This window comes from Myxococcus sp. CA023 (assembly GCF_010998615.1).
GTDB lineage: Bacteria > Myxococcota > Myxococcia > Myxococcales > Myxococcaceae > Myxococcus.
The window spans coordinates 1-24,191 of record NZ_JAAEAH010000114.1 but is presented as its reverse complement, the minus strand read 5'-3'; the positions used below and the strand labels follow the sequence as shown (position 1 = coordinate 24,191).

The following is a 24,191-nucleotide window of genomic DNA, read 5'->3' as shown; positions in this document are numbered from 1 at the left end:
GGCACGGAGGGCGGGGGCGTAGGGGCCGTGGGCGCCTGGGCCAGGCCACCGTTGCGGAGGAATGAGAGCGGGCGCGCGGCGGAAGGCGACAGTCCCTCCATCACCGGGCCGGAGGGGACCATCTGCGTGGCCTGGTAGCCCTGCGAGGACGGGGAGGCGCCGCCGCCGTTGCGGAGGAACGACAGGGGGCGGCTCGCTGCCGGTGACAGGCCGTCCATGTGGGGCCCGGGCGGTGGCGGTTCGGCCGGACGCATGGCGCCGGGAGGCGCAAAACGAGGCTGCTCGTCCTGGCGCGTGGCTCCCACCTGCTCGCTGCCATGGAAGGGCTCATGCGGGCGAACCTCATCGGCGAAAGGCCCCGTGCGCGGCGGCTCTTCCTGGCGTACGGGCGCCATCGGCGCTGGCGGCTCGCTGGCGCGCACAGGCGTCTGCGCCACGGGCGCACCCCTCGCTTCCCACGGACGTGGGGCGGGGGCCGCCGCCTGCATCACGGAAGCGTCGTGTCGTGCCTCAGGCGCGAAAGTTCGAGGGACTGGAGCGACCTCCCGGCGCTCCAGCGTTCGACTTCGCGGAACCTTCACCCATCCCCGCCGCGAGCTTGTCCACGCGGGCAAGCAGCTCGGGAATCGAACCACCCGGCGACAACTGGATGGCCTTGAGCAGCGCCATCTCCAGGGCCAGCCGAGGCTGGGCCGCACGCGACACGTCCCAGATGCAGCCGTGCACCACGTCGAACAAGCGCGTGAGCTGCGCGGCCTCCGCGTCCTGAGCCAGCGCCATCAGCGCCTTCTGCTCGGACTCGGCCAGCTCGTCGGGCGCCTTGCCCAGCGTCTTGGTGACGAAGAGATGCCGCAGCTGGAAGGCCAGCTCCTCGGCCAGGCGCTTCAAGTCCAGGCCGCGGTTGAAGACTTCTTCCACCCGCTCCAGCACCCGCTTCGCGTCCTTGTGGACGAGCGCATCGGCGAAGTCCTGCACCAACGTCCGGTCGATGGCGCCCAGCGCGTCGGCCACTTCCTCGTCGGAGGGGTTGGCGCCGCACGAGGCGAGCACCTGGTCCAGGAGGCTCAGCGCATCGCGCATGCCGCCTTCGGACTGGCGCACGACCAGCGACAGCGAGCGGTCGGAGATACCAGCGCCCTCCGCCTTGCAGATTTCCTGGAGACGCTGAAGCATCCGCGCCGCCGGAATCCGCCGGAAGTTGTGGCGCTGGCACCGCGACAGGATGGTGTCCGGGAGCTTGTGCGCCTCGGTGGTCGCGAAGATGAACTTCACGTGCCCGGGCGGCTCCTCCAGCGTCTTGAGCAGCGCGTTGAACGCCGCTCCCGACAGCATGTGGACCTCGTCGATGATGTAGATTTTGTGCTGGTCCCGCTGGGGCAGGTACTTCGCGTTCTCGCGAATCTCGCGGACGTTCTCGACGCCGTTATTGGAGGCACCGTCGATTTCCGCGACGTCCACGCTGGTGCCGGCGGCAATCTCCGTGCAGGCACGGCACTCGCCGCAGGGCTGGGCGGTGGGGCCCTTCTCACAGTTGAGCGCCTTGGCGAGCAGTCGCGCGGCCGTCGTCTTGCCCACGCCACGAGGTCCACAGAACAGGTACGCGTGCGCGACCCGGTCCATCTTGATGGCGTTCGCGACCGTCCGGACGACGTGCTCCTGTCCGGTCATGTCGTCGAACTTCTGTGGGCGCCATTTGCGGGCGAGAACGAGGTAGCTCATGGGGGGCGTCATCTAAACACGGCGGCGTGAATGATCCATGTCGTTGCCCTCCCACGAGGTGGGATTCCACTCCCCGTCGGGCTCGGCCCCAGGGCGGGCAGGCGAACGCTTCACACCTTGCGCCCGGGAACGCGGGCGGGAAGAGTCGGCCGCGCCCGTGTCCGCCCCCCTCCTCGCCACGCCCGCTGATTCCATCCCGACACCCGAGCCCACCTCCTTAACGCCCGGGGCCATGCCCCAAGAGGCGCCGGTCCGGACCTGGATGCGCTGGGTGCTAGGGGCAGTGGCGCTGCTGCCAGGCCTCATCGCGGTGGTGCAGTTGGGCCGCATCCACCCGGATGAGGTGTACCAGTCGCTGGAGCCCGCCTGGTGGCGCGTCCACGGCTACGGCGTCCTGGCCTGGGAGTGGCGTGACGGCCTCCGCAACTGGGCCGTGCCTGGCGTCCTGGCTGGCTTCCTCAAGCTGGCGGACCTGCTGGGCATCACCCACCCGCGGGCCTACCGCGTCGTGGTGGCCATTCCGCAGGTGGCCTTGCACGCCTGGAGTCTCTGGGCCGCGTACCGCTTCGCCCAGCGCCGAGCGGGGAGCGCGGGTGGCCTGCTGTCGACGTTGCTCGTGGGGCTCTACGGACCACTGCTCGTCTTCGCGGGGCGCACCATGGCCGAGTCGATTTCCGCCTCGCTGCTCATCGTCGCCGTGGAGGCGCTGGACCGGAGAGAGCGGCTCGCAAGGGCAGGGCTCGTGGGTGGCATGGCCCTGGGGCTGGCGGTGGTGGCCCGTTACCCGTCGGCCATCTTCGTCCTGGCGGCGCTGGTGTGGCTGGCTGCGGCGAGGCGGTGGCGACTGCTCGCCTTCACGTGCGCTGGAGGATTGGGCGTGGCGGTGGCGCTCGGCGCGCTGGACTGGGCGACGTGGGGCTCGCCGTTCCACTCCTTTTTCGCCTATGTCCGCTTCAACGTCTTCTCGGGCAAGGCCGCAGCTCAGTTCGGCGCCGACGCACCCAGCTTCTATGTGAAGCCGCTGCTCACCGCCGTGCCGCTCTGGGCCTGGGCCGCCGTGCCCGTGGGAATCGCCGCGCTTCGCCAGCACCGCGCCCTGTCCCTGCCGCTGTGGTGCGCCGCCGTGTACACCGGCGTGCTCCTGGCCACCGCGCACAAGGAGGAGCGCTTCCTCTATCCCGGCCTGGTGCTGGGCGTGCTGGCCGCGGCGCCACCCGTGGCGGCGGGCCTCGTCCAGCTTGCTCGGCCAACCGGGCGGTGGGGCCTGGCCGGACTCGCGCTGGTCGCAAGCATGACCGCGGCCGCCTTCTTCCCACCCGGGGACCTGCGGGCAGACCAGTTCCGCGCGATTGTCGCCGCCACCCGGGGCAACGCGCGGGGGCTGCTCATCGTCAATGAGGGACTGTGGGGCTCGGGCGGCTACTTCTACCTGGGGAAGCGGATTCCCTGGCTCACCTGCGATTGGCCCCACGACGGTGCGTTCCAACGCGCGCTGCGGGACAGGACGTTCAACCGCGCCGTCACCTTCGAGGACCGAGCGCTCGCCGAGCTCCAGGCCGGCGGCTTCCAAATCGTCCGGAAGGTGGGCCGCGAGACAATCCTCTCTCGCGAGTAGGGGAGCGGCCAGCCCGCAAAGGCGAAGAGCCGGTGCCCTTGACAGGACACCGGCTCTTCAAAAAGGACGGCCGGGACACACGCGGAAGTACGCTACCGTTGCTTCCTTCCGGACCTGGCGGGGTTCACGCCCCCACGTTGTCCCGACCATAAAGAATGTAACCACGTACTGCAGAAACAACAACGGAGAGGGTGGGATTCGAACCCACGATACCCTTTCAGATATACACGCGTTCCAGGCGTGCGCCTTCAACCGCTCGGCCACCTCTCCAAAAATCTGGAGCGGAGAGCGTAGGATTCGAACCTACGATACCGTTACCGGTATGCCTGATTTCGAGTCAGGTGCCTTCGACCACTCGGCCAGCTCTCCAGTATTCAATTGTCACGTTTCTTCGCGCGCAAGCGCCCGAAAAACGTCTTCAAAAGCAGGCGGCTCTCGTCCGCCAGGATACCACTCGTGACCTGGAGCCGGTGATTGTGTCGAGGCTCTTCGACCAAATTGTACAGCGAACCCACCGCACCGGCTTTCGGATCGAAGGCACCGAAAACGAGTCGTGTCACGCGAGACTGCACCAGACCTCCGGCGCACATGGCACATGGCTCAAGTGTCACATACAGGGTGACGCCCGAGAGCCGCCAGGCACCGATCTTCCGGGCTGCGGCATCCATTGCCAACATTTCTGCGTGAGCGAGCGGATTGCGGTCCACTTCGCGGCGATTGAATCCAGTGCCAACGACTTCACCGTTGAACACCGCCACCGCACCTACGGGGACCTCACCGAGTTCCGCTGCTTCCCGCGCGAGCGATAGCGCCTGCTGCATGAAAGCTTCGTCACTCATGGAAAAACTGCTCGAAAGAAGTGGCGCTCCCTGGAGGATTCGAACCTCCGGCCTTCGGATTCGTAGTCCGACGCTCTATCCAGCTGAGCTAAGGGAGCATTTCTTCCGGCGCTGCTACAACAACAAGTGGCGGAGAGAGAGGGATTCGAACCCTCGATACCCTTTCGAGTATGCAGGTTTAGCAAACCTGTGCCTTCAGCCTCTCGGCCATCTCTCCAACTCTTCTCTGTCAAAGAGCCAACAAATTCAAGAACAAAAACTCGGAGGCGGTAGGATTCGAACCTACGGAGGGCTTTCACCCTCTGCGGTTTTCAAGACCGCTGCCTTCAACCGCTCGGCCACGCCTCCATACCACCGGGGCCGACTAGGCACCCCGCGGACCGACGTCCGTGGGGCCGCCCTTCTACCTGATTCTTCGCGCGTTGCAAGCCGGATTCAGACTCAAATCGGTTTCAGTTCCTTCAAGCCGCCCATGTACGGCACCAACGCCTCCGGAATGGCCACGCTTCCGTCCTCGCGCTGGTAGTTCTCCAGGATGGCGATGGTCGTCCGGCCTACCGCCAGGCCGCTGCCGTTGAGCGTGTGGGCGAGCTGGGGCTTGTCCCCCCTCTGGGCCCGGTAGCGAATCTTCGCCCGGCGGGCCTGGAAGTCGCCGCAGTCAGAGCAGGACGAAATCTCCCGGTAGCTGTTCTGTCCGGGGAGCCAGACCTCGATGTCGTACGTCTTCCGGGCGGCGAAGCCCATGTCTCCGGTGCACAGGAGCATGACGCGGTGGTGGAGGCCCAGGCGGCGGAGGATGTCGCAGGCGTCGTCCGTCATGGCCTCGAGTTCGTCCAGGCTCTTCTCCTGGTGGGCGAACTTCACCAGCTCCACCTTGTGGAACTGGTGCTGACGGATGAGGCCGCGGGTGTCCTTGCCGGCGGCGCCCGCCTCGGCCCGGAAGCTGGGGCTGAAGGCGCAGTAGCGGATGGGCAGGGACTCTCCCTCGAGGATTTCGTCCGCGTGGTAGTTGGTGACGGGCACTTCCGCGGTGGGGATGAGGAAGCGCTCCGGCTCGCCCAGCGTCTTGAAGGCGTCGTCCTCGAACTTGGGGAGCTGACCGGTGCCCACCATCGTCTCGCGCAGCACCAAGTAGGGCGGGAGCAGCTCCGTGTAGCCCTTGCTGGAGTGCACGTCGATCATGAAGGTGACGAGCGCCCGCTCCAGCCGGGCCAGTGCGCCCTTGTAGAAGGTGAAGCGGCTGCCAGACACCTTGGCGGCGCGCTCGAAGTCGAGCATGCCCAGCTTCTCACCCAGCTCGAAGTGCTGCTTGGGGGCGAAGAGCAGGTCGGGCTTCTGCCCCCAGATGCTCACCTGGACGTTGTCCTCGGCGCCACCGCCCTCGGGGACGGACTCATGGGGCACGTTGGGGATGAGCAGGAGGATGCGGTTGAGTTCCTCCTCCACGTCCTTGAGGCGCGCTTCCTTCTCCTTGATTTCCTGGGAGACGGCGCGGAGGTCGCCGCGGAGCGCGTCGAGCGCCTTCGGGTCCTCCTTCGCCTTGCGCTTCATCTCCTCGTTGGCGGCGTTACGGCGCGCGGCCAGCGACTCCACGGAGACATACAGCTCGCGGCGCTCGGCGAAGAGCCGCTGGAAGGGGCCCAAATCCAGGTTGCCGCCCCGCGTCTTGAGCCGGGCGACCACCGCATCGAAGTTCTGCGCAACGTTCCGGAGGTCCAGCATGGAGCACGCCTTGTAGTCACCCCCGGTGAGGCCAGCAAGGTTCCTCACATCTGGGGTGCTCAAGGCCGGACGCCGCGCGCCCCTCCGCCCTGACGCCGTGGGGGAGGGGAGGCGCCGGACGCTGGGGGCGTCCGGCGGACGACGACCTCAGTTCTGCAGGTCGTAGATTTCGTCCTCGATGTCCTTCTTGTCGGTCGCGTCCGGCTTGCGGGAGAGGTAGTCCTTGAAGGCCTGCACGGCCTCCCGGCGCTTGTTGCGCTCCTTATAGGCGAAGCCCAGGTAGTAGTAGGCCATGGGGTTCTCCGAATCGAGGCTGGTGGCCTTGCGGTACCAGTCGATGGCCTTGGCGTGCTGGGCCTGCTCGGTGAAGGCGCGGGCCACCTTGTAATAGACGTAGGTGAGCTTGGGGTCCGCCTTCAGGGCCGACTGGTACCGCTTGATGGCGTCGTTCCAGCGCGCGGCGGCGAAGTACGCATCACCAATGGAGCCCAGCACCCGCGTGCGGCGGGGGTCGGCCTTGAGGCTGGCCTCGAACGAGGTGATGGCCTCATCGAACTGGCCGCCCTCCAGCAGTGCATGACCGAGCGCCTCGTGGGCGTCCGCGTGGGTGCCATCCAGCTCCACCGTCTTGCGCCACGCGCTCATGGCGTCCGGCAGGTTCTTCGCGTCCCGCAGGATGACGCCGTAGGCGTAGTGGTAGTCGGGGCGGTTGGGGGCCCGCTCCACGGCCTTGCGCATGTTGTCCAGCGCTTGGGTGAACTCCAGCCGCTTCGCCTTCACCAGCGCCAGGTAATAGAGCGCCTCGTGGTTGGAGGGCTCGTTGCTCAGCGCGAGGCCCAGGTTGCTCTCCGCGCCCGGCAAATCGCCCCGCTCCAGCAGCACGGCGCCCAGCGTAATCGGGATGGTGGTGGAGCGCGGGTCCTCCGTCTTGGCCTTCTCCAGCTCCGCCACGGCCTCTTCCAGCTGACCCAGGCGCCACAGCACGAGCCCGCGCTGCAGCCGGCCGTCCTTCAACAGGTGCGGGTCCAGCTCCAGGGCGCGGTTGGCCTCCGCCTTCGCCGTCTCCAGGTCGTCCGTCAGCAGGGCCACGCGGGACAGGCCCAGGTGGGCGTCCGCCAGGATGGGGTCGAGCTTCACGGAGCGCTCGAATTCCTGCTGGGCCAGCAGCGTGTTGTTCTCCGCCAGGGCCAGCTCGCCGAGGCCCGCGCGCACGCCCGCGTTCTCCGGTGCCTTCTTCGCCGCCTCCTCGAGCTGAGGCCGCGCCTCTGCGTTGCGGCGCTGGGCCAGGTAGAAGCGGCCCAGGTAGAGGCGGGCCTCCACCAGGTTGTCGTCCGCGGCGATGGCGCGCTTGTAGTGGCCCTCCGCGTCGGAGAGGTTGTCGAGCGCGTCCTCGATGCGTCCGTAGAGGTAGGCGATGCGCGCCTCGTTGGGGAACACGCCGTTGGCCTTCTTCACTGCCTCCAGCGCGTCCTGCATCTTCCCGGTCATCACCAGCGCGGTGATGTGGCCGTCCGCGAACTCCAGGTTGTTGGGCTCCTCGGTCGCCAGCGCCTTGTAGATGGGCAGGGCGCCATCGAAGTTGCGCTGGGCGCGCAGCACCCGCGCCAGCTGGCCCCGGAGGAAGGTGGACTTCGCGTCCATTTCCAGGGCGGCCTTGAGTTCGGCCTCGGCCTCCTTCGGCTGGTGCTTCTGGAACATCGCCACGCCCTTGAGGCCGCGGGCGCGCGCCAGCTCCGCGGGGCCCAGCGCGGACTGGACGTCCTCGGCCAGCGCCCGCTCAACGGCCTCCGTGCCCTTCGCCACGTCCTTGCGGACCAGCAGCTCCACCGCGGCCAGCTCCACCGCGGAGGCCACGTGCTTCGGGTCCGCTTCCAGGGCCGCGGCATAGGCGGCGGCGGCTTCGTCGGCGCGGTCGGCGGCCTGGTGCAGGTTGCCCACGGCGTGGTGGGCCTTGGCGGACTTCGGGTTCTTCGCAAGCACCTTGTTCAGCGTGTCCAGGGCGCGCTTCTCGTCGCGCTTCTGCGAGTAGGCCTCGGCCAGGAGGAAGGCGAGCTCCAGGTCACCCTGGGTATCCTCGCGGCCGTAGGCGCCGCTCAGGGTGGGGATGACCGAGTCCGCCTGCCGGGAGGTGAGCGCGATCGCCGCGGACGCCTTGATGACGTCCACGTCCTTCTCTCCCAGGAACTCGATGTCCGCCAGGTCCTGACGGCAGCGGCTCATCTCGTTCGGATTGCCCGCGGCGTAGCGGCGCTGGAGGTAGTAGACGGACTGGCACCACAGCGAGCGCACCTCCGGATACTCCTTCTGCGCGAGCACCTTGGCGCTGAGCTCGCGGGCCTGCTTGTAGCTGGCGAAGGTGTCCGTGAGCAGCGCCTGCTTCGCGTCCGCCACCTGCTTCGCCTCGGCTGAGCCGTCGGAGAGGCGGGCGGGGAAGAGGGCGCGGCGGCCGAAGGCACCGTAGCGCGTGCCGAACTCCGTGCCCGCGCCGATGCCCGCCACCACCACGGCGACGCCCGCGGCAATCATCAGCGGGACGCGCTTCTTCCACTTTTCCGTGTTGCCGCTGCGGTCCACCACGGACACCGCGGCCATGCGGCCTTCATAGAGCTGCTCCAGCCGCTTCATGTTGGCCTGCGGGCTGGCTGCGTCCACGCGGGGCGCGTCGACGGCGGCCGCAGCGGGCGCCGCGGTGGGCGTCACCAGCTTGGCGGGGCCTTCCATGAGCCGCTGGATGGCGGCGGCGAAGGTGGGCACCGTGCCGATGGCGGACCAGGTCTCCGAGTCCAGCGACACGTCCTCGTTCCCGAGGAGCTGCCCGTCCTCGAGCATCTTGACGATGACGCCCTCGTCGAACGGGCCGAACACCTTGCCCGAGCGCCGGCGGACGTGGAAACGGCGCACCTTGGCGCCCGCCTGGGCGCCGCCGTCCTTGCCCGCGGCGTCGTCGATGAAGGACAGCATCTCCAGGCCGTCCGCGGGGCCCGCGTTGGGCGGCGGCGGCAGCGGGTCGGAGAGGTCCGCTTCCAGGTCGTCATCCGGCCGGGCGGTGGGGTCGAACTCGAGCGAGTCCGGGATGCCGGGCGAGTACGGCGCGCCGAAGTCCACGTCACCGAAGTCCACGGCCGGGTTGACGGCGACGGCTGGCGCGGGGGCCGGAGGCTCCGAGAAGTCGATGGCGAAGGGATCCGCACCAGGCGCTGGCGCGGAGCCGAAATCGGCAGCGAACGGATCCGCCGCGGGGCCGGGGGCCGGTGGGTCGCTGAAGTCGACGGCGAACGGGTCCGCACCGGGCGCGGGCGGCTCGTTGAAGTCGAACGACAGGTCCGGTGCGGCGGGGGCCGGCAGGTCCGCGAACTCCAGGGCCTGGGGCGCGGCGGGCGCGGGCAGGTCGGAGAAGTCCGCTCCCGGAGGGGGCAGTGCGAACGGATCGGCGTTCGCGGGGACGGGCAGTTCGGCGAAGTCGAAGGACGGCGCTCCCGCGGCGGGCGGAGGCATCGCGTAGGGCGAGGCCTCGGGCGCGGACGGCATCGCGTACGCGTCCGGCGCGAAGGCGTCCGTCTGGGACGCCATGTCCGGCGGCGGCAGGGCGAACGGGTCGTCCACCGGGGCGGCCGGCTGCGCATAGGCCGCAGGGGGCGGCAGGGCGAAGGGGTCTGCCTGGGGCGGTTGGGCCTGGGCGGCACCGCTGGAGGATTCGATGTCGAAGGCGAACGCGTCCTCGGCGGGCGGAGCCTCGACGGGAACGGGCAGGGCGTCATCGGCGAAATCGAAGTCCCTGGCGGTGCTCGCGGGCGCGTTCACGCCGTAGCCCTGTGCGGCGTCCTCGAAGGGGGCTTCGACGGTCTCGAAGTCGAAGTCGCGCGCCGTTCCCGCGGGTTCATTGACGCCGTAGCCCGACGCCGGAGCGGAGGGCGGCTCGCGGTAGGCGTCGCTCGGCAGCGGAATGGAGACGACGCGTGTCACCTCGCGGGTGTCCTGGACCGGCTCGCCAAAGTCGTCGCCGAACGCGTCCATTCCGGACGGGCCCTCTGCCTGCGGCATGGCCGCGGCGGCTTCCGCGGGCGAGCTCATGTCGAAGGCGAAGGCGTCCTCCTCGGGCGCGGCGCCCGGGAGGGGCATGGCGGCCTGTTCGGGCTCGCTCATGTCGAAGCCGAACGGGTCGGCTTCGGGAGCGCTTCCCGGCAACGGGATGGCGGCGGCCTGTTCGGGCTCGCTCATGTCGAAGGCGAACGGGTCGGCTTCCGGGGCGCTTCTCGGCAACGGGATGGCGGCGGCCTGGGCGGGCTCGCCCATGTCGAAGGCGAACGGGTCGGCCTCCGGGGCGCCTCCCGGCAGGGGAATGGCGGCGGGCTGAGGCGCGGCCGCGCCGGGCAGGGGAATGGCGGCGGCGTGGGGCGCGGCGCTGAACGCCTCGGGAGCGCCCGGCAGCGGAATGGCTCCCGCGGGCGCGGCGCCTGGCAACGGAATGGCGGCGGCGTGGGCCGGCGCGGCGCCCGGCAGCGGGATGGCGCCCGTGGACGCGGGGGCGCCAGGGAGCGGAATCGCGGCGGCGTGGGTCGGCGCGGCGCCCGGCAGCGGAATGGCGGCGGACTGCGCGGACGCGGCACCGGGCAACGGAATGGCGGCGGCTTGCGCGGACGCAGCACCGGGCAACGGAATGGCGGCGGACTGCGCGGACGAGGCACCGGGCAGCGGGATGGCGGCGGCTTGCGCGGACGCGGCACCGGGCAGCGGGATGGCGGCGGCATGAGGGGCGGCGGACGCGGCACCCGGCAGCGGAATGGCGGGCTCGGCGGGAGCAGGCGCCGCGGGCGCGCTCACTGCATCGAGCTTGATGGGGAAGGTGGTCTGGCACCGGGCGCACTTGAGCTTCGCGCCGCCCGGCGGGATCCGCTTGTCATCGATGTTGTAGTTCGTCTGGCAAGACGGGCAGGAGACTTTCATGGGATTCCGAGCTCGCGAGAGGGGGACCGAGCGCCTTCGCGGTGCGCGCAGGCTACCAGAGGCGTTTCCAGCCCGGAAAGAACGCGCACGAGGAGGTTGAAGCGCACCCTCCCGGACAAGCGGGCGAGGGCTCCCGCCGTCCACCGGTCAGCACTCCACGTTCGATTCGCCGTTCCCGGAGTGGAAGGTGGTAGACCCGCCCCTCAATGGAACCCATTGTCATCCTGGGCGCGGGCCTCGCGGGCCTCTCCACCGCCCACTTCCTGAACAAGCCCTGGCGCCTCATCGAGAAGTCCGACCGTGTCGGCGGCCTCATCAAGACCGAGGTCATCCAGGGGTGTTATTTTGACCCCACCGGTCACTGGCTCCACCTGCGCGACCCGGAAATCCAGGCCCTGGTGAACACGCTGTGGCTGCCGGATCAGATGGTCCGCATCCAGCGCAAGGCCGGCATCTTCACGCGCGGGGTGTTCACTCGCTTCCCGTACCAGGTGAACACCCACGGTCTGCCGCCGGAGGTGGTGGCGGAGAACCTCACCGGCTACGTGGAGGCCGTCTACGGTGAGAAGGGCCGCGAGCTGCGCGAGCGCGAGCCGCGCAACTTCGAGGAGTTCATCCTCCGCTACATGGGCGAGGGCTTCGCGAAGAACTTCATGGTGCCCTACAACCAGAAGCTGTGGACGGTGCACCCGCGTGAGATGTCCGCAGCCTGGGTGGGCCGCTTCGTGCCCCGTCCCAACCTCAAGGAAGTGGTGGACGGCGCGCTGGGCGCTGGCAGCGACGCGGTCGGCTACAACGCGTCGTTCCTGTACCCGCGTGAGGGCGGCATCGAGAGCCTTGCCCGCGCCATGCTGAGCCACCTGAAGGGCGGCCAGCTCAGCACCCACACCGAGCCCACCGCCATTGACTGGAAGGCCCGGAAGGTGACGCTGTCCGACGGGAGCGTGCAGCCCTATGCGGGGCTGGTGTCCAGCATCTCCCTGCCCGGGTTGGTGAAGCTGCTCGCCAAGGGCGAGGCCGGCGTGCCCGACACGGTGCAGGACGCGGCGAAGCAGCTGCGCGCCACCACCGTCACCTACGTGGCCGTGGGCGCGAAGGGGGCCAACCGTCAGCCCTGGCATTGGATCTACCTGCCGGAGCCGGAGTTCCACACGTACCGCATCGGCTCGCCCTCCGCGGTGTACGCGCCGCTGGCGCCGCCGGACACGTCCACCTTCTACGTGGAGTACAGCCACCACGGCGAGCTGTCCCTGGCCGCGGCGGAGAAGTACGCGGTGGAGGACCTGGTGCGCTCGCAGATGATTCACGCCGCGGACGACGTGCTCTTCGCCCATGCGCGCGAGATTCCCCACGCCTACGTGCTCTACGACGACGCCTACGGACCGGCGAAGTCGGAGATTCTGCGCTTCCTGGAGCATGCCGGAATCCAGATTGCCGGCCGCTATGGGCAGTGGGAGTACTCCTCCATGGAAGACGCCATCCTCGCCGGGCGTGCGTGCGCGAGGACACTCAACGGTTGACATCCCCTCCGCCCACCCGTCGCATTGTGTCGACGGGTGGCTTGGGGCGTGTTAGCCATCTCTGTTCGAGTTCATGGCCCCGCACCTCACCGTCGTCATCCCTGTCTACAACGAGGAGTCCATCATCGCCTCGGCGGCGGAGGAGTTGCGCCAGGGGCTGGACGCGCGCGGGTTCGACTACGAAATCATCTTCGCGGAGAACGGCTCGCGCGACGCCACGCCGGCCATCCTCGAAGAGCTGTGCGCGAACAACCCGCGCCTGCGCTGGTTCCACTCGGAGACGCCCAACTACGGCGTGGCGCTCAAGGCCGGCATCCTCAAGGCTCGGGGCACCTACGTCATCTGCGATGAAATCGACCTGTGCGACCTGACCTTCTACGACGCGGCGCTGCCGCGGCTGGAGCGGGACGAGGCGGACATGGTGGTGGGTTCCAAGGCGGCCAAGGGCGCCAGTGACCAGCGCCCGCTGATTCGCCGCGCGGCCACGCGGGTGCACAACAAGCTGCTGAAGGTGGCGCTGGGCTTCCAGGGCACGGACACGCACGGCCTGAAGGCGTTCCGCCGCGAGGCGCTGCTGCCCGTCATCCAGAAGTGCGTGGTGGACATGGACGTGTTCGCCAGCGAGTTCGTCATCCGCGCGTGGCGCGAGGGCCTGCGGGTGATGGAGATTCCCATCCAGCTCCACGAGAAGCGCCAGCCCTCCATCCACCTGTTCAAGCGCGTGCCCAACGTGCTCAAGAACGTGGGCAAGCTGTTCTACGTCATCCGCGTCCGCGGGACCTGAGCCGGGGAGGGCGCACCGTGCGGCTGGCGTCCATCTCCGTCGACCTCGACTCGCTGCCCCACTACTGCCGCATCCACGGCCTGCCGGAGTCGTTGCTGGACGCACGCGCCCGCTCGCTGGTGCACGCGGTGGCGGTGCCTCGCTTCCGGGAGCTGCTGGACGGGCTGGGCATTCCGGGGACCTTCTTCGTCATCGGTGAGGACCTGGAGTCCGACCCGGTCGCCGTGGCGGGCATGCGCGCGTCCTGCGAGGCGGGCATCGAGGTGGCCAGCCACAGCCACGCCCATGACTATGCGCTGACACGCCGGGGCCCCGAGGCCATCCACGCGGACCTGGCGCGCGCGGACGCCGCCATCCTCGCGGCCACGGGTGTGCGGCCGGAGGGGTTCCGCGCGCCGGGCTACACACTGAACGCGGACCTGTACGCGGCCACCGCGGCGCTGGGCTACCGGTACGGCTCCTCGGCCTTCCCCGCCGTGCCGTATTATTCGGCGAAGGCGGCGGTGATGGGGGCCCTGTCGGTGCTGGGGCGTCCGTCCCGCTCCGTGCTGGACACGCCCCGTGTGCTGCTGGCGCCTCGGGTGCCGTACCGGCCCGACCCGGCGCAACCCTACCGGCGGGGCTCGGGCACCGTGCTGGAGCTGCCCATGACGGTGACGCCCGCGCTGCGCTTTCCCCTCATCGGCACCTTCGCCACCACGCTGCCCCGCGCGTCCCTGCACGCGCTGTGGCGCACGTGCCGGTGGGACACCTTCTTCAACTTCGAGCTGCACGGCGTGGACGTGCTGGACGCGTCGGACGGGATTCCCCCGGAGCTGGTGCGGCAGCAGCGGGATTTGCGCGTCAGCGCCACCCAGAAGATGGCGCGCCTGCGCGAGGTGTTCGGCTGGCTGAAGTCGGAGCGCGAGGTCCTCACGCTGCGCGACGTCGCCGGGCGGCTGTCGGCCTCGGTGTAGGGCCTTCCCACGAGAGGCACTGTCCGACAGCGCACGTCCCAGCGGGCCTGGGCGTCCGTGGGGCACGCTTGCTTCGCCAGGGCCAACGGCCCCTCCCGGCGGCGGGGCTGGTGGTGTAAAGAGCCCCCATGCTGGAGAACGTCACCGACCGAGTGAAGAAGGGCCTGCGCGAGTGGACGGACCGGCTGGCCAGCACCGAGCAGAAGCAGCGGCTCCATGGCCTGTCGCGCCCGGGTAACGAGTACGGGGTGGACCCGTTCGGCTTCGATTTGGACTACAGCCTGTCCGCGGTGGCCCCGCTCCTGTGGCTCTACCGGAACTACTTCCGCGTGGAGACGTTTGGCATCGAGCACGTGCCCGCCGGCCGGGTGCTGCTGGTGTCCAACCACTCCGGCCAGCTGCCCATGGACGGCGCCATGATTGGCGTGGCGATGATGCTGGATGCCAGCCCGTCCCGCGTCATCCGCAGCATGGTGGAGAAGTGGGTGTCGTCGCTCCCGTACGTGTCCACCTTCATGGCCCGCGTGGGGCAGATTGTGGGCACGCCGGAGAACTGCCGGCGGCTGCTGGAGTCGGAGGAGGCCATCCTCGTCTTCCCCGAGGGCACGCGCGGCATCAACAAGCTGTGGCCCCAGCGTTACCAGCTCCAGGAGTTCGGCTTGGGCTTCATGCGCCTGGCGCTGGAGACGAACACGCCCATCGTTCCCGTGGCCGTCATTGGCGCGGAGGAGCAGGCCCCGGCGCTGATGGACCTGAAGCCGGTGGCGAAGCTCCTGGGCTTCCCGTCCTTCCCCATCACCCCCACGGGCCTGCCCATTCCCCTGCCCACGAAGTACCGCATCTATTTCGGGGAGCCGCTGCACTTCTCCGGGCGCCCGGACGACGAGGACAGTGAGCTGGACAAGAAGGTCCGCACCGTGAAGGCGTCCATCCAATCCATGCTCCACCAGGGCCTCAAGGAGCGTCAGGGCGTGTTCTGGTGAGTGCCAGACGCGGCGGTGCTAAGGAGGGGAGTTCCATGAAACCGGCCGTCGTCGTCACGGGCATCAGCGGCAACCTCGGCCGCACCCTCGCGAAGCTGCTGCACAAGCACGAGCGCATCATCGGCATCGACCGGCGGCCCTTCGCGGGACGGCCGAAGGACGTCGAGATGTACGAGCTCGACCTCCGCAAGAAGAAGGCGGAGGACGTCTTCCGGAAGAACGAAATCCGCGCCGTCATCCACATGGGCATCATGCATGACCCCCGGATGAGCGAGGAGGAGCACCACTCCTTCAACGTCGTGGGCACCACGCGCCTGTTGGAGTACTGCGCGAAGTACGGCGTGAAGAAGGTCGTCGTCCTGTCCTCGGCCAACGTCTACGGGCCCAGCCCGGACAACTCCAACTTCCTCACGGAAGACGCGCCGCTCATGGCCGCCAGCCGCTTCTCCGGCGTGCGCGACCTCATCGAAGTGGACATGCTGGCGCACAGCTTCTTCTGGAAGCACCCGCACATCGAGACGGTCATCCTCCGGCCCGTCCACATCGTCGGGCCCACCATCAAGAACGCGCCGTCCAACTACCTGCGCATGCGCCGGCCCTGGATGATGGCGGGCTTCGACCCCATGGTTCAGCTCATCCATGTGGAGGACGTCGCGCGCGCCATGGTGGAGGCGCTCCGCCCCGAGCCCAAGGGTGTCTACAACGTCGTGGGCCCCGGCGAGGTGCCCCTGTCCGCGGTGATGCGCGAGCTCGGCAATACCCCCATCCCCGTGCCGCACCCCGTGGCCCGCCCGCTGCTGGGCATGCTGTTCAAGTACCGGCTGGCCAACTTCCCGCCGCCGGAGTTGGACCACATCCAGTTCCTATGTGCGGTGGACGGCAGCCGCTGGGTGAAGGACGTGGCCTGGAAGCCGCGCCACTCCATGCGCGACACCATCCGCTCCGTCCAGGGCGACTAGCTGCTGGAAAGTCCGAGGCCCCCTGACACTGTTGTCAGGCCAGGCGCGACGTCTGGCCCGGGGGCCCCTGACAGACATGTCAGAGGCCTACTCCGGGGGCAGGGCGGCGTCAGGCGGCCAGTCGTTGTAACCCCTTGAATCTCCAGCCATCCGCCAGTGCCCGCTCCAGGCGCGGTGCTTGGCACTCCCATTGCTCTAGTGGCTGCCCGTCACGGCGCGGCGACATGGGCCCGGCAACGGTGTCGCCCCGTCAAACTGTAGGGCACTCCATGGGGGAGTTCCCGACGCCCTCCGTCTCGGCCGGCCCCGAGACGGTGGGCGGTTTCTTGTAGGGCGCTCCATAGGGGAGCTCCCGACGCCCACCGCCTCGGCCGGCCCCGAGACGGTGGGCGGTTTCTTTTCAGGGGGATGGGGGCTGCTCGGGGCTGGTGCTCGGGCTCGGCAGCTCGCCCTCGAAGGGGCCGTCGTCCTGGCTCTCCAGGAGCCACGCCCCGTCCCGGAAGACGAACTCCGAGGTGACGACGGCGGTGCGCTCGGAGGCTGAGGGCAGGCGCATCCACTGGATGCGGCTCTGCACCGTGGCCCGGTGCCCGTCGTCGGACAGCTTCACGTCCTCGATTTCGTAGTCGGTGATGGACAGGTCCTTGTCGTCGTTGAGCGCCAGGCGCGCCTTCTGGAAGTCCTTGCGCCGCTCGGGGACGAGGATGCGGGTGGCGCTCCGGAAGTCCTTCCACCGGAGGGCCTGGTGGAAGCGCTCCACGGTGGGCTTGAGTGCTTCCAGGTTGGATTTCTTGGACGTGGTTGCGCACGCCCCGAGGACGAGCGCGAGGAGCAGGGCAGGCAGGCGATTCACGGTGGGGAGGGTACCACCCGGCAGCAGCGTCGGACGAGAGAGCGGTGGTATGGTCCGGCTCCCCGCCCGAGCACCGGAGTCGCGAGCGCAATGGCCAAGTCGATGGTGGAGCGTTACGAGCAGCTCCTCCGGCAGGACCCCACCTCTTCCGTTTTCGTCGAACTCGCCAAGGCCCTGCTGGAAAAGGGGGACGCCGCGCGTGCCATCGAGGTCTGCGGGCAAGGCATCTCCCACCACCCAGCATCCGTCGTCGGGCGCGTGCTGTGGGGCAAGGCCCTCATCCAGCAGGGCCGGCCCGCGGAGGCGATGGACCAGTTTGAGCAGGCCATCTCCATCGAGAAGGACAACCCCTACGCCTACAACCTGATTGGCGAGGTGCTGCTCCAGCATCGGTTGTACCGGTCCGCGCTTCCCATTCTTCGCAAGGCCCTGGCGCTGCAGCCGAACGATGGCCGCGTGAAGCAGTGGCTGGAGCAGACGGAGCAGGCGTTCGCGGGTGGCCCGGCTCCTGTGTTCGCGAACCTGATGGGGCTGGAGAAGCCCTCGTCGGATGAGGACGCGTCGCCGGAGGATGCGTCGAAGGACGAGCCTTCGAGCCCCACGGTGGCGCCCATGGCCGCTGCCCGGCTGCGCGCCGCCGCGCTGGGTGACGCGGCGAAGCTGAAGCCCGCGAGCGCCGGTGCGATGCCGGCGGGAGACGCCCTGGTGGCGGCTCGCGCGGATGTGGCATCCGAAGCCTCCGCGAAGGACGCGGGGCAGGGCCGCACGAACGCGGACGTGGACGCGGAAGGGAACGCTCAGGCGGGCTCGGACGTTGGCGCGGCGGAGCAGGGCGGAGCGGCGGTCCCTTCGGGTGACGCGGCTCCGCGGGACGGTGTTGACGGGGGCCGTGACGCGAGCGCCTCGCTGGGCCTGTTGAACCGGCCGGTGCCGGTGTCGTCCGTCCTGGGCGCGGAGCTTCCGAGCCTGGACCTGGGGCTGGGTGACGACGATGCCCCTCCGCGTGGCGCAGATGAAGTGGCTTCCGTGGCCCAAGCGCCCTCGGAGGACTCCGCGCTCGAGCAGCGCGCTGACGCCGAGCGGGACTCCGGCGCTGTCGCCGACGAGCCGACGCAACAGGTGTCCGTCGCGGAGGAGCCTGCCGCGGCCTCGGAGCCCGAGGCGAGCGGTGACGTGGATGGACAGCAGGCCGGGGCCGCTCCGGCCGAGGACGCCGGGGCCTCTGGCGCGGGTGGTCTCCTGGGCGACCTTCCTCCTCCCGAGCCGACAGCGCCGAGGCCCGTCGTGGCGAGCACGCCCGCGACACCGCGAGGTTCTGGGGGCAAGCGCTCCTTGCTGGAGGACATCCCGGACGCGGCGCCCGCACCCGCGGCCACCGCCGCGAAGGCCAAGGCGCGCAAGCCGGACACCGAAGCGCTCACTGCCGAGTACGAGAAGGAACTGCGGGCGAAGCTGGCGCGTGAGGCGGCGAAGACGTCGTTCATCGCCCGGCATGGCGTGAAGGCCGCTGGGGCCGTGGTGGGCGTGGTGGTGCTGGCCATCGTCGTCTTCAGCTTCGTCAACATCCGCGCGCGCCAGGGCGGACAGACGCTGAGCGAGACGCTGGCCCGGGCCGAGGACCTCATCATCCAGGACACGGGGGCCTCGCTGGATGCCGCGCTGGCGCAGCTCGAGAAGGCGCGGGACATGGACGAAAGCAGCAGCCGGGCCTGGGCGCTGACGGCCTGGGCGCACGCGCTGCGCTACGCGGACCATGGGCAGGCTTCCGAGGACCGACGCCAGGCTCTGGAAGCGCTGGAACGGCCGGGCGTGAAGGACGCGGCCCCCGCGCAGGTGCTGGTCACCAACGTGCTGGTGGCGGACGAGCGCGGACGTGCCCTGGCGCGGAGCGCGCTGCTGGGCTCGCAGCAGGACAGCTCCGAGGTCCATGCGCTCGCCGGCAGCCTGCTGCTGGATGCGAAGGATGAGAAGCAGGCGCTCGAACGCTTTGACCGCGCGCTTCGTGCCTCTGGCTCCAACGTCCGCGCGCTGGTGGCCCTGGGTGATTACTACAAGGCTTCCGAGGACTTTCCGCAGGCCATCGAGATGTACGAGCGCGCGCGCAAGAAATCCCCCGAGCACCCCTCGGCCCGCATCGGCCAGGCGGAGGCTCGGCTCGCGCTGTATCAGGACCTGGAGGCCGCGCTGGCGGACGTGGCGCGGCTCGCGGAGGACCCGAAGCTTCCTTCGTCGCTGAAGGCGCGCCAGCAGTTGGTGCACGGCGAGCTGCTGTCCGCTCAGGGCAAGCATTCCGAGGCCCGCGCGCTGCTCTCCAAGGGGACCCAGGGCCCCCTGGCCTTCGAGTTCCAACTCGCGCTCGGCGCCGCCAGTCGTGTGGCAGGGACGCTGGATGCGGCGCAGGCCGCCTACGAGGCCGCGCTCAAGCTTCGACCCAAGAGCGAAGAGGCCCGCGAGGGGCTGGGCCGCGCGCTGCTGGACCGTGACCGGGAGCGCGAGGTCCTCACCCGTCTGGAGGCCGACGGGGGCCGCAAGGTGGCCCTGGTGCGCGGCGCCGCGTATGCGCGCCTGGGAGACTGGAAGAAGGCCCGCGCGGAGCTGGCGCGCACGCGTGTGAATGACCGGTATCCTCCGGAGGCCGTCTCCTGGCTGGCCCTGGCGGATGCCGCTGAGGGCAACGGTGCCCAGGCGCGGGAGTTGCTGGAGAAGGCCCTGCACGCGGCGAAGCGGCCTCGCAATGACATGCGGCTGGCGCTGGGGCAGCTCTACTGGCGCGAGCGGGCCTACGACAAGGCGCAGGCCCTGTTCGAGGAGGCCCAGAAGGACCCTCGTGACTATGAGGCCGCGTGCTCGCTGGGGCGGTTGATGTTGTCGCGTGGGCTGCCCGACATGGCCCTCAAGCCGCTGACGCAGGCGGTGGAGCGCAACGGCGCGCATGGCGAGGCCCGGGACGCGCTGGGGCGCACGCTGCTGGCCCTGGGGCGGACGCAGGACGCGCTCAAGCAGTTCGAGGCGTGGCAGCTGGAGAACCCGGGGAGCGCGGCCGCGCACAAGGGCTTCGCGCTGGCGCTGTTCCACTCTGGTCGCCGCAAGGACGCGGAGGGCGCGGTGCAGCGCTCGGTGAAGCTGGCGTCGGATGATGCCGAGGCGCACAAGCTTCGCGCGGCCATCCTCTTCGGCGCGGGTGACGCGCGGGGCGGCTTCTCCGCACTGGAGCGCGCCAACAAGCTGGACCCGAAGGACGCGGGCACGTTCTGTGAGATTGCCCTCGCCTTCATGCGCCAGGGCAACAGTGGCAACGCGGAGGCGGCCTTCGCCGCGGCCCGACGGGAAGGGCCCGATGCCACCTGTGGCCGGGTGGGAGAGCTGTACGCGCAGTTGCCGGGCGGTGGGCGTGGCGCCGCCCGGACGCTTGAGGACCTGGCGGCCAGGGCGCCGACTGTCTGGGACAAGGCCTTCGCTCGGGCCACCATGGCGCGCGCGCTGCTGGGGGCGGGGGCCGTGAAGGATGCCCGTACCGCGGCGGATGAGGCCGTGCGCCTGGCGCCTTTCGATGGGCGCGCCCAGCTTGCACTGGGAATGGTGGCGCTCAAGCAGAAGCAGGAGGACGTAGCCCGGGCCGCGCTGGAGAAGGCCGTGGAGCTGGAGCCCGCGGACGGCCTGGCGCGCCTGGCGCTCGCGGATGCGTTGGTGCGCGAGCCCGGTGAACTGCCGAGAGCCGTGGAGTCCTACGAGGCGTTCCTGAAGCTGGCCGGTGGTTCTAATGAGGCCGCGCGGGTGAAGAAGGCCCTGCCCAGCCTCAAGAAGAAGGCGGCGAGGTAGCGTGAGGTATTTCTCCTCCCGGACGGATTCCCCACTGCTGCACATCATGTGGGGCAATGCGTTCCTGCTGTCGCTCATCTACCTGCTGCTGGGGCTCGGGGTGGAGATTGCCCTGCGCTACTTCCCCTCGCGCTTCCTCCAGCGGCTGTCACTGTCGCTGGACTCGCTGCCGGCACGGGCCCTGGAGCTGACGGGGGCCATGGAGCCCTTGCGAGCGGCCTACTTCTCCGGCCGCATCTCCGAGGTGGGCGTGCGCGTCGTGTTCGGCGTCACCACCATGGTCGTGATTTTCCTGCTCGCGATGGTGGTGGGCACGGTGATGGGCGGCGTCCGGACGTTGCTGGCGCGCCGTTCCCTGCGCGAGGGCGGACGCCGGCACCCCTGAGGGGGCCGCGACTTCAGCTCCGGCGACGAATCGTGGGCTTGCGCGCGCGCACCGCGGCGTCCGGCACGGCCTGGGGCTCGTGGCCCGCGGCGCGCGCCATCAGACAGATTTCCACCACCTTGGGGCCAAAGCGCTCCCAGCGGCTCTCCCCGGTGCCCTTCACCGCGAGGAAGCCCTCCCGGTCCACCGGTAGCGCCGCGGAAAGGCCCAGCAGCGTGGCGTCGTTGAAGATGATGAACGGGGCAACGCCCAGGTCCTTCGCCAGCTCCTTGCGCCAGCGCCGAAGCTCCGTGGAGGCCAGCTCGCTGTAGTTCGTCACCACCGGCGCTGCCGCGGAGCCCGTGCCTCGGGCGCGCGACGCGGCCGGCCCGTGGGCCAGCAGCGTGGGCATCTTCTCCGGCGTGCACACGTCGCAGTTGCCACACGACGTGTTGGTGTCGCGTTGGCCGAAGTAGTGGAGGATGGCCGAGCGCCGGCACTTCTTGTCCCGGTCCGTATAGGCGTACTCGGTCATCCGCCGCAGCAGCGACAGGTTCTGCCGCTCCTGCTCCCGCACGTGGCTCAGGTCGAGCCCCAGCTCGCGGAAGGGCACCCGCTCCAACGCGCGGATGGAGCGACCGGCGAAGGGGCGCCGTACCGTGGCCACCTGGGCCTTCTCCAACAGGCCCAGCGCGTGGCGGACTTCGTCCACCGACAGTCCGATGCGGCGCGCGAGGATGGGCAACTCCGTGGTGACCTGCCGGCCCACGGGAAACGTCTCCAGCAGGGACTTGAGCAGCCGCTGTGCGTCCGGCGAGTGCGGCTGCGCCGAGGCGGCCTTCTCCAGCAGGGTGATGCCGTGCTCGCCCTCGCCTCGGCCACCGCGCTCCACCTTTCCCTCGCGTTCGAGGATGCGTAGCGCCGCGGAGACCTCGAACTCGCTGGCGTTCACCGTGCCCGCGAGCGCGTGCACGCCTCTCTCGAATTCCTCCACCGACTGGAGCACGTTCCACACGTCCCCGAAGATGGCCTCGGCCGGGTGGCTGCTCTGGATGAGCCGCTCCTGGGTGAAGACGTCCGAGTGGTTGAAGAGCAGCACCGCGCGCGCGGGCTGTCCGTCGCGGCCCGCGCGGCCAATCTCCTGGTAGTACGCCTCCACCGCCCGCGGGATGTTGGCGTGGCCGACGAAGCGGATGTCCGGCTTGTCGATGCCCATGCCGAAGGCGTTGGTGGCCACCGCCACCGCTTCCTTCGCGGACATGAAGGTGTCCTGGGCGCGGCGACGCGCGTCATCGTCCATGCCCGCGTGGTACAGCACCGCCTTCACCCCGCGCCCATGCAGTTCGGAGAAGATGCCTTCTGCCGCGCGCCGCGTGGAGCAGTACACGATGCCGCTCCCGCCCGTGGACGCCAGCCGTGCGCAGGCCTCGTGCCGGTCCGCGTCGCCGCCCACCTCCTGCTTGCCCAGGAAGAGGTTGGGGCGGTCGAAGCCCATGGCGAATTCCTGCGGGTCCTTCATCAGCAGCACGCGCACGATGTCCGCGCGGACCTCCGGCGTGGCCGTGGCGGTGAGCGCCACCGTGCGCGGCGGACGCAGCCGCTTTCGCACCTGTCCGAGCAGCGCGTAGTCCGGCCTGAAGTCGTGCCCCCACTGGGAGATGCAGTGCGCCTCGTCCACTGCGAGCAGGTCCACGCCCAGCGCGGACACCGTCTCCAGGAAGCTCTGGCTGCGGAAGCGCTCGGGCGCTACGTAGAGCAGCTTGTACTCATGCGCGCGCAGCTTGCGCATCCGCTCCGCGCGCTCCAGGTCGGACAGCGATGAGTTGATGAAGGTCGCCGGAATGCCGCGCGCGGTGAGCTGCTCCACCTGGTCCTTCATCAGGGCAATCAGCGGCGACACCACCAGTGTCAGCCCCGGCAGCAGCGTGGCGGGCAGCTGGTAACACAGGCTCTTGCCCGCGCCGGTGGGCATCACCACCACCGTGTTGCGGCCGCTCAAGACGGAGGAGATGACCTGGTCCTGCCCCGGCCGGAACTGGGACAGGCCGAAGTGGCGGACCAGCCCCTGCTGTGCTTCCTCAAGGTAGGGCAGGGCCACCGGCATCGCGCGCATGTTCATCATCCTGGTCCAGCCGTCAACGGAAACGAGGCCGACGCGCGGCCTCCACTCAAAGGTCGAGCCCTGGTGGAACCGGAACAGCCAGCCGCGTTCGCATCCGCGCGACGTCCTGCCGTCGCGCCTCCGTTTGCCCTGGCTCCAGCCGGCCATCCACCACGACGTCACCCTCGCGCACGCCCTTGGGCAGCGACGCGCGCTCCACCGTGCATGCCTGTCCGGTGTCCAGCCGCACCACTTGCGCCCGGACGTCCTCCAGCAGCTCCACCTGCACCGCTCCCCACAGCCCCACCATGCTCACCATCATCCGCCGCCTCCATTCGCGCTCCACGCCCGCCGTTTCTCCTGTGCTTCGTCCGGCATCAGCCCGCGCTCCAGCATCGACACGTAGCCGCCGTCTCCCATCACCACGTGGTCCAGCACCTTGATGTTGAGCAGCTGCGCCCCCGCGACCAGATGCCGCGTCAGGCCCAGGTCCTGGACGCTGGGCTCCGGGTCCCCCGAAGGATGGTTGTGCGCCAGCACGATGGACGTGGCGCGCGAGGTGAGCGCCGCGGCGAACACCTCCCGCGGGTCCACCGGGCAGGTGTTCATGGTGCCCTCCGCCACGCGCGCGTCATGCACCAGCACGTTGCGCGCGTTGAAGCACAAGACGTGGAACACCTCGCGCCGCAGCGCCCCCAGCACCGGCGCCAGGTACGCCGCAATCTCCTTCGGCGTGCGCAGCCTGGGCCTGCGCTCCCGGGCACGCTGCGAGCGGCGGCCCAGCTCCAGCGCGGCCAGTGCCTGCGCCGCCCGGACAGGCCCCACGCCGGGCCGCAGACTCAGCGCCAGGGGCTCCTGCTGCACCAGTCCCTTCAGCCCCCCGCCCTCCGACAGCAGTGCCCCCGCCACCGCCCACGCTCCAGGCGCGCGAGGCCCGGAGCTCCACACCACGCACAACAGCTCCGGGTCGGTGAGTGCCGCCGCCCCCAACCGGAAGAGGCGCTCCCGCGACT

General features: G+C 69.7%; 16 protein-coding genes, 5 tRNA genes, 1 other RNA gene and 1 pseudogene. 8 read left to right on the top strand and 15 right to left on the bottom strand.

The annotated features are described in order from the left end of the window. Positions 1-437: pseudogene (locus F8M74_RS37580) on the bottom strand (hypothetical protein); the annotation flags it as partial. Between the two features lie 73 nt (positions 438-510). Further along, a complete protein-coding gene (gene dnaX, locus F8M74_RS34500; protein WP_141258812.1) occupies positions 511-1,719 on the bottom strand; it encodes a DNA polymerase III subunit gamma/tau in 1,209 nt (402 codons plus the stop codon). Positions 1,720-1,951: 232 nt separating this feature from the next. Between dnaX and F8M74_RS34495 the strand changes: the two genes are divergently transcribed. Beyond that, positions 1,952-3,334, top strand: a complete 1,383-nt coding sequence (locus F8M74_RS34495; protein WP_141258813.1) for a glycosyltransferase family 39 protein — start codon at positions 1,952-1,954, stop codon at positions 3,332-3,334. Between the two features lie 60 nt (positions 3,335-3,394). On the opposite strand, the gene ffs is transcribed toward F8M74_RS34495, so the two are convergent. The 9 genes from ffs to F8M74_RS34450 form a co-directional block, all read right to left on the bottom strand. Then, positions 3,395-3,487: signal recognition particle sRNA small type (gene ffs, locus F8M74_RS34490), an RNA gene on the bottom strand. A 30-nt stretch (positions 3,488-3,517) separates the two neighbouring features. Continuing rightward, positions 3,518-3,604 (bottom strand) — tRNA-Ser (locus F8M74_RS34485). A 12-nt stretch (positions 3,605-3,616) separates the two neighbouring features. After that, positions 3,617-3,703, bottom strand: a tRNA-Ser gene (locus tag F8M74_RS34480). Between the two features lie 5 nt (positions 3,704-3,708). Continuing rightward, positions 3,709-4,173 (bottom strand): tRNA adenosine(34) deaminase TadA, encoded by a 465-nt coding sequence (gene tadA / locus F8M74_RS34475; protein ID WP_090491911.1) that lies wholly within the window; start codon positions 4,171-4,173, stop codon positions 3,709-3,711. 21 nt (positions 4,174-4,194) lie between these two features. After that, positions 4,195-4,271, bottom strand: a tRNA-Arg gene (locus F8M74_RS34470). Between the two features lie 29 nt (positions 4,272-4,300). Further along, positions 4,301-4,390, bottom strand: a tRNA-Ser gene (locus F8M74_RS34465). A 44-nt stretch (positions 4,391-4,434) separates the two neighbouring features. Next, positions 4,435-4,521: transfer RNA gene (locus tag F8M74_RS34460), tRNA-Ser, on the bottom strand. 93 nt (positions 4,522-4,614) lie between these two features. After that, complete coding sequence (gene serS / locus F8M74_RS34455) at positions 4,615-5,895, bottom strand: serine--tRNA ligase (protein WP_141258815.1); 1,281 nt, start codon at positions 5,893-5,895, stop codon at positions 4,615-4,617. A gap of 147 nt (positions 5,896-6,042) precedes the next feature. Then, the gene (locus F8M74_RS34450; RefSeq protein WP_141607828.1) at positions 6,043-10,839 is read right to left on the bottom strand and encodes a tetratricopeptide repeat protein; all 4,797 of its coding nucleotides are present in this window, start codon (positions 10,837-10,839) and stop codon (positions 6,043-6,045) included. Positions 10,840-11,045: 206 nt separating this feature from the next. On the opposite strand from F8M74_RS34450, the gene F8M74_RS34445 reads away from it, so the two are divergent. The 5 genes from F8M74_RS34445 (at position 11,046) to F8M74_RS34425 (ending at position 16,041) form a co-directional block, all read left to right on the top strand. Continuing rightward, complete coding sequence (locus F8M74_RS34445; protein ID WP_141258513.1) at positions 11,046-12,359, top strand: NAD(P)/FAD-dependent oxidoreductase; 1,314 nt, start codon at positions 11,046-11,048, stop codon at positions 12,357-12,359. Positions 12,360-12,432: 73 nt separating this feature from the next. After that, positions 12,433-13,143: a glycosyltransferase family 2 protein gene (locus F8M74_RS34440; RefSeq protein ID WP_141258512.1), complete on the top strand. Its 711-nt coding sequence runs from the start codon at positions 12,433-12,435 to the stop codon at positions 13,141-13,143. 17 nt (positions 13,144-13,160) lie between these two features. Further along, a complete protein-coding gene (locus F8M74_RS34435) occupies positions 13,161-14,099 on the top strand; it encodes a polysaccharide deacetylase family protein (protein ID WP_141258511.1) in 939 nt (312 codons plus the stop codon). A 128-nt stretch (positions 14,100-14,227) separates the two neighbouring features. Next, positions 14,228-15,082: a lysophospholipid acyltransferase family protein gene (locus F8M74_RS34430; protein ID WP_141258510.1), complete on the top strand. Its 855-nt coding sequence runs from the start codon at positions 14,228-14,230 to the stop codon at positions 15,080-15,082. A gap of 35 nt (positions 15,083-15,117) precedes the next feature. Then, entirely contained in the window at positions 15,118-16,041 is a 924-nt protein-coding gene (locus tag F8M74_RS34425; RefSeq protein ID WP_011552040.1) for an SDR family oxidoreductase, read from the top strand. 400 nt (positions 16,042-16,441) lie between these two features. Here the strand turns inward: F8M74_RS34425 and F8M74_RS34420 are convergent, their stop codons facing one another. After that, entirely contained in the window at positions 16,442-16,894 is a 453-nt protein-coding gene (locus F8M74_RS34420) for a hypothetical protein (RefSeq protein ID WP_141258509.1), read from the bottom strand. A 90-nt stretch (positions 16,895-16,984) separates the two neighbouring features. On the opposite strand from F8M74_RS34420, the gene F8M74_RS34415 reads away from it, so the two are divergent. Continuing rightward, positions 16,985-20,713 (top strand): tetratricopeptide repeat protein, encoded by a 3,729-nt coding sequence (locus F8M74_RS34415; RefSeq protein WP_141258508.1) that lies wholly within the window; start codon positions 16,985-16,987, stop codon positions 20,711-20,713. A gap of 1 nt (position 20,714) precedes the next feature. Then, the gene (locus F8M74_RS34410) at positions 20,715-21,098 is read left to right on the top strand and encodes a hypothetical protein (RefSeq protein ID WP_141258507.1); all 384 of its coding nucleotides are present in this window, start codon (positions 20,715-20,717) and stop codon (positions 21,096-21,098) included. Positions 21,099-21,111: 13 nt separating this feature from the next. Here the strand turns inward: F8M74_RS34410 and F8M74_RS34405 are convergent, their stop codons facing one another. From F8M74_RS34405 to radC, 3 genes are all read right to left on the bottom strand, one after another. Next, complete coding sequence (locus tag F8M74_RS34405) at positions 21,112-23,199, bottom strand: ATP-dependent DNA helicase RecQ (RefSeq protein ID WP_141258506.1); 2,088 nt, start codon at positions 23,197-23,199, stop codon at positions 21,112-21,114. A 46-nt stretch (positions 23,200-23,245) separates the two neighbouring features. Further along, positions 23,246-23,497 (bottom strand): DUF3006 family protein, encoded by a 252-nt coding sequence (locus F8M74_RS34400; RefSeq protein WP_141258514.1) that lies wholly within the window; start codon positions 23,495-23,497, stop codon positions 23,246-23,248. Further along, positions 23,497-24,191, bottom strand: a 695-nt coding sequence (gene radC, locus F8M74_RS34395; protein ID WP_163884695.1) for a DNA repair protein RadC, incomplete at its 5' end; no start/stop codon positions are given. The genes radC and F8M74_RS34400, both read right to left, overlap by 1 nt.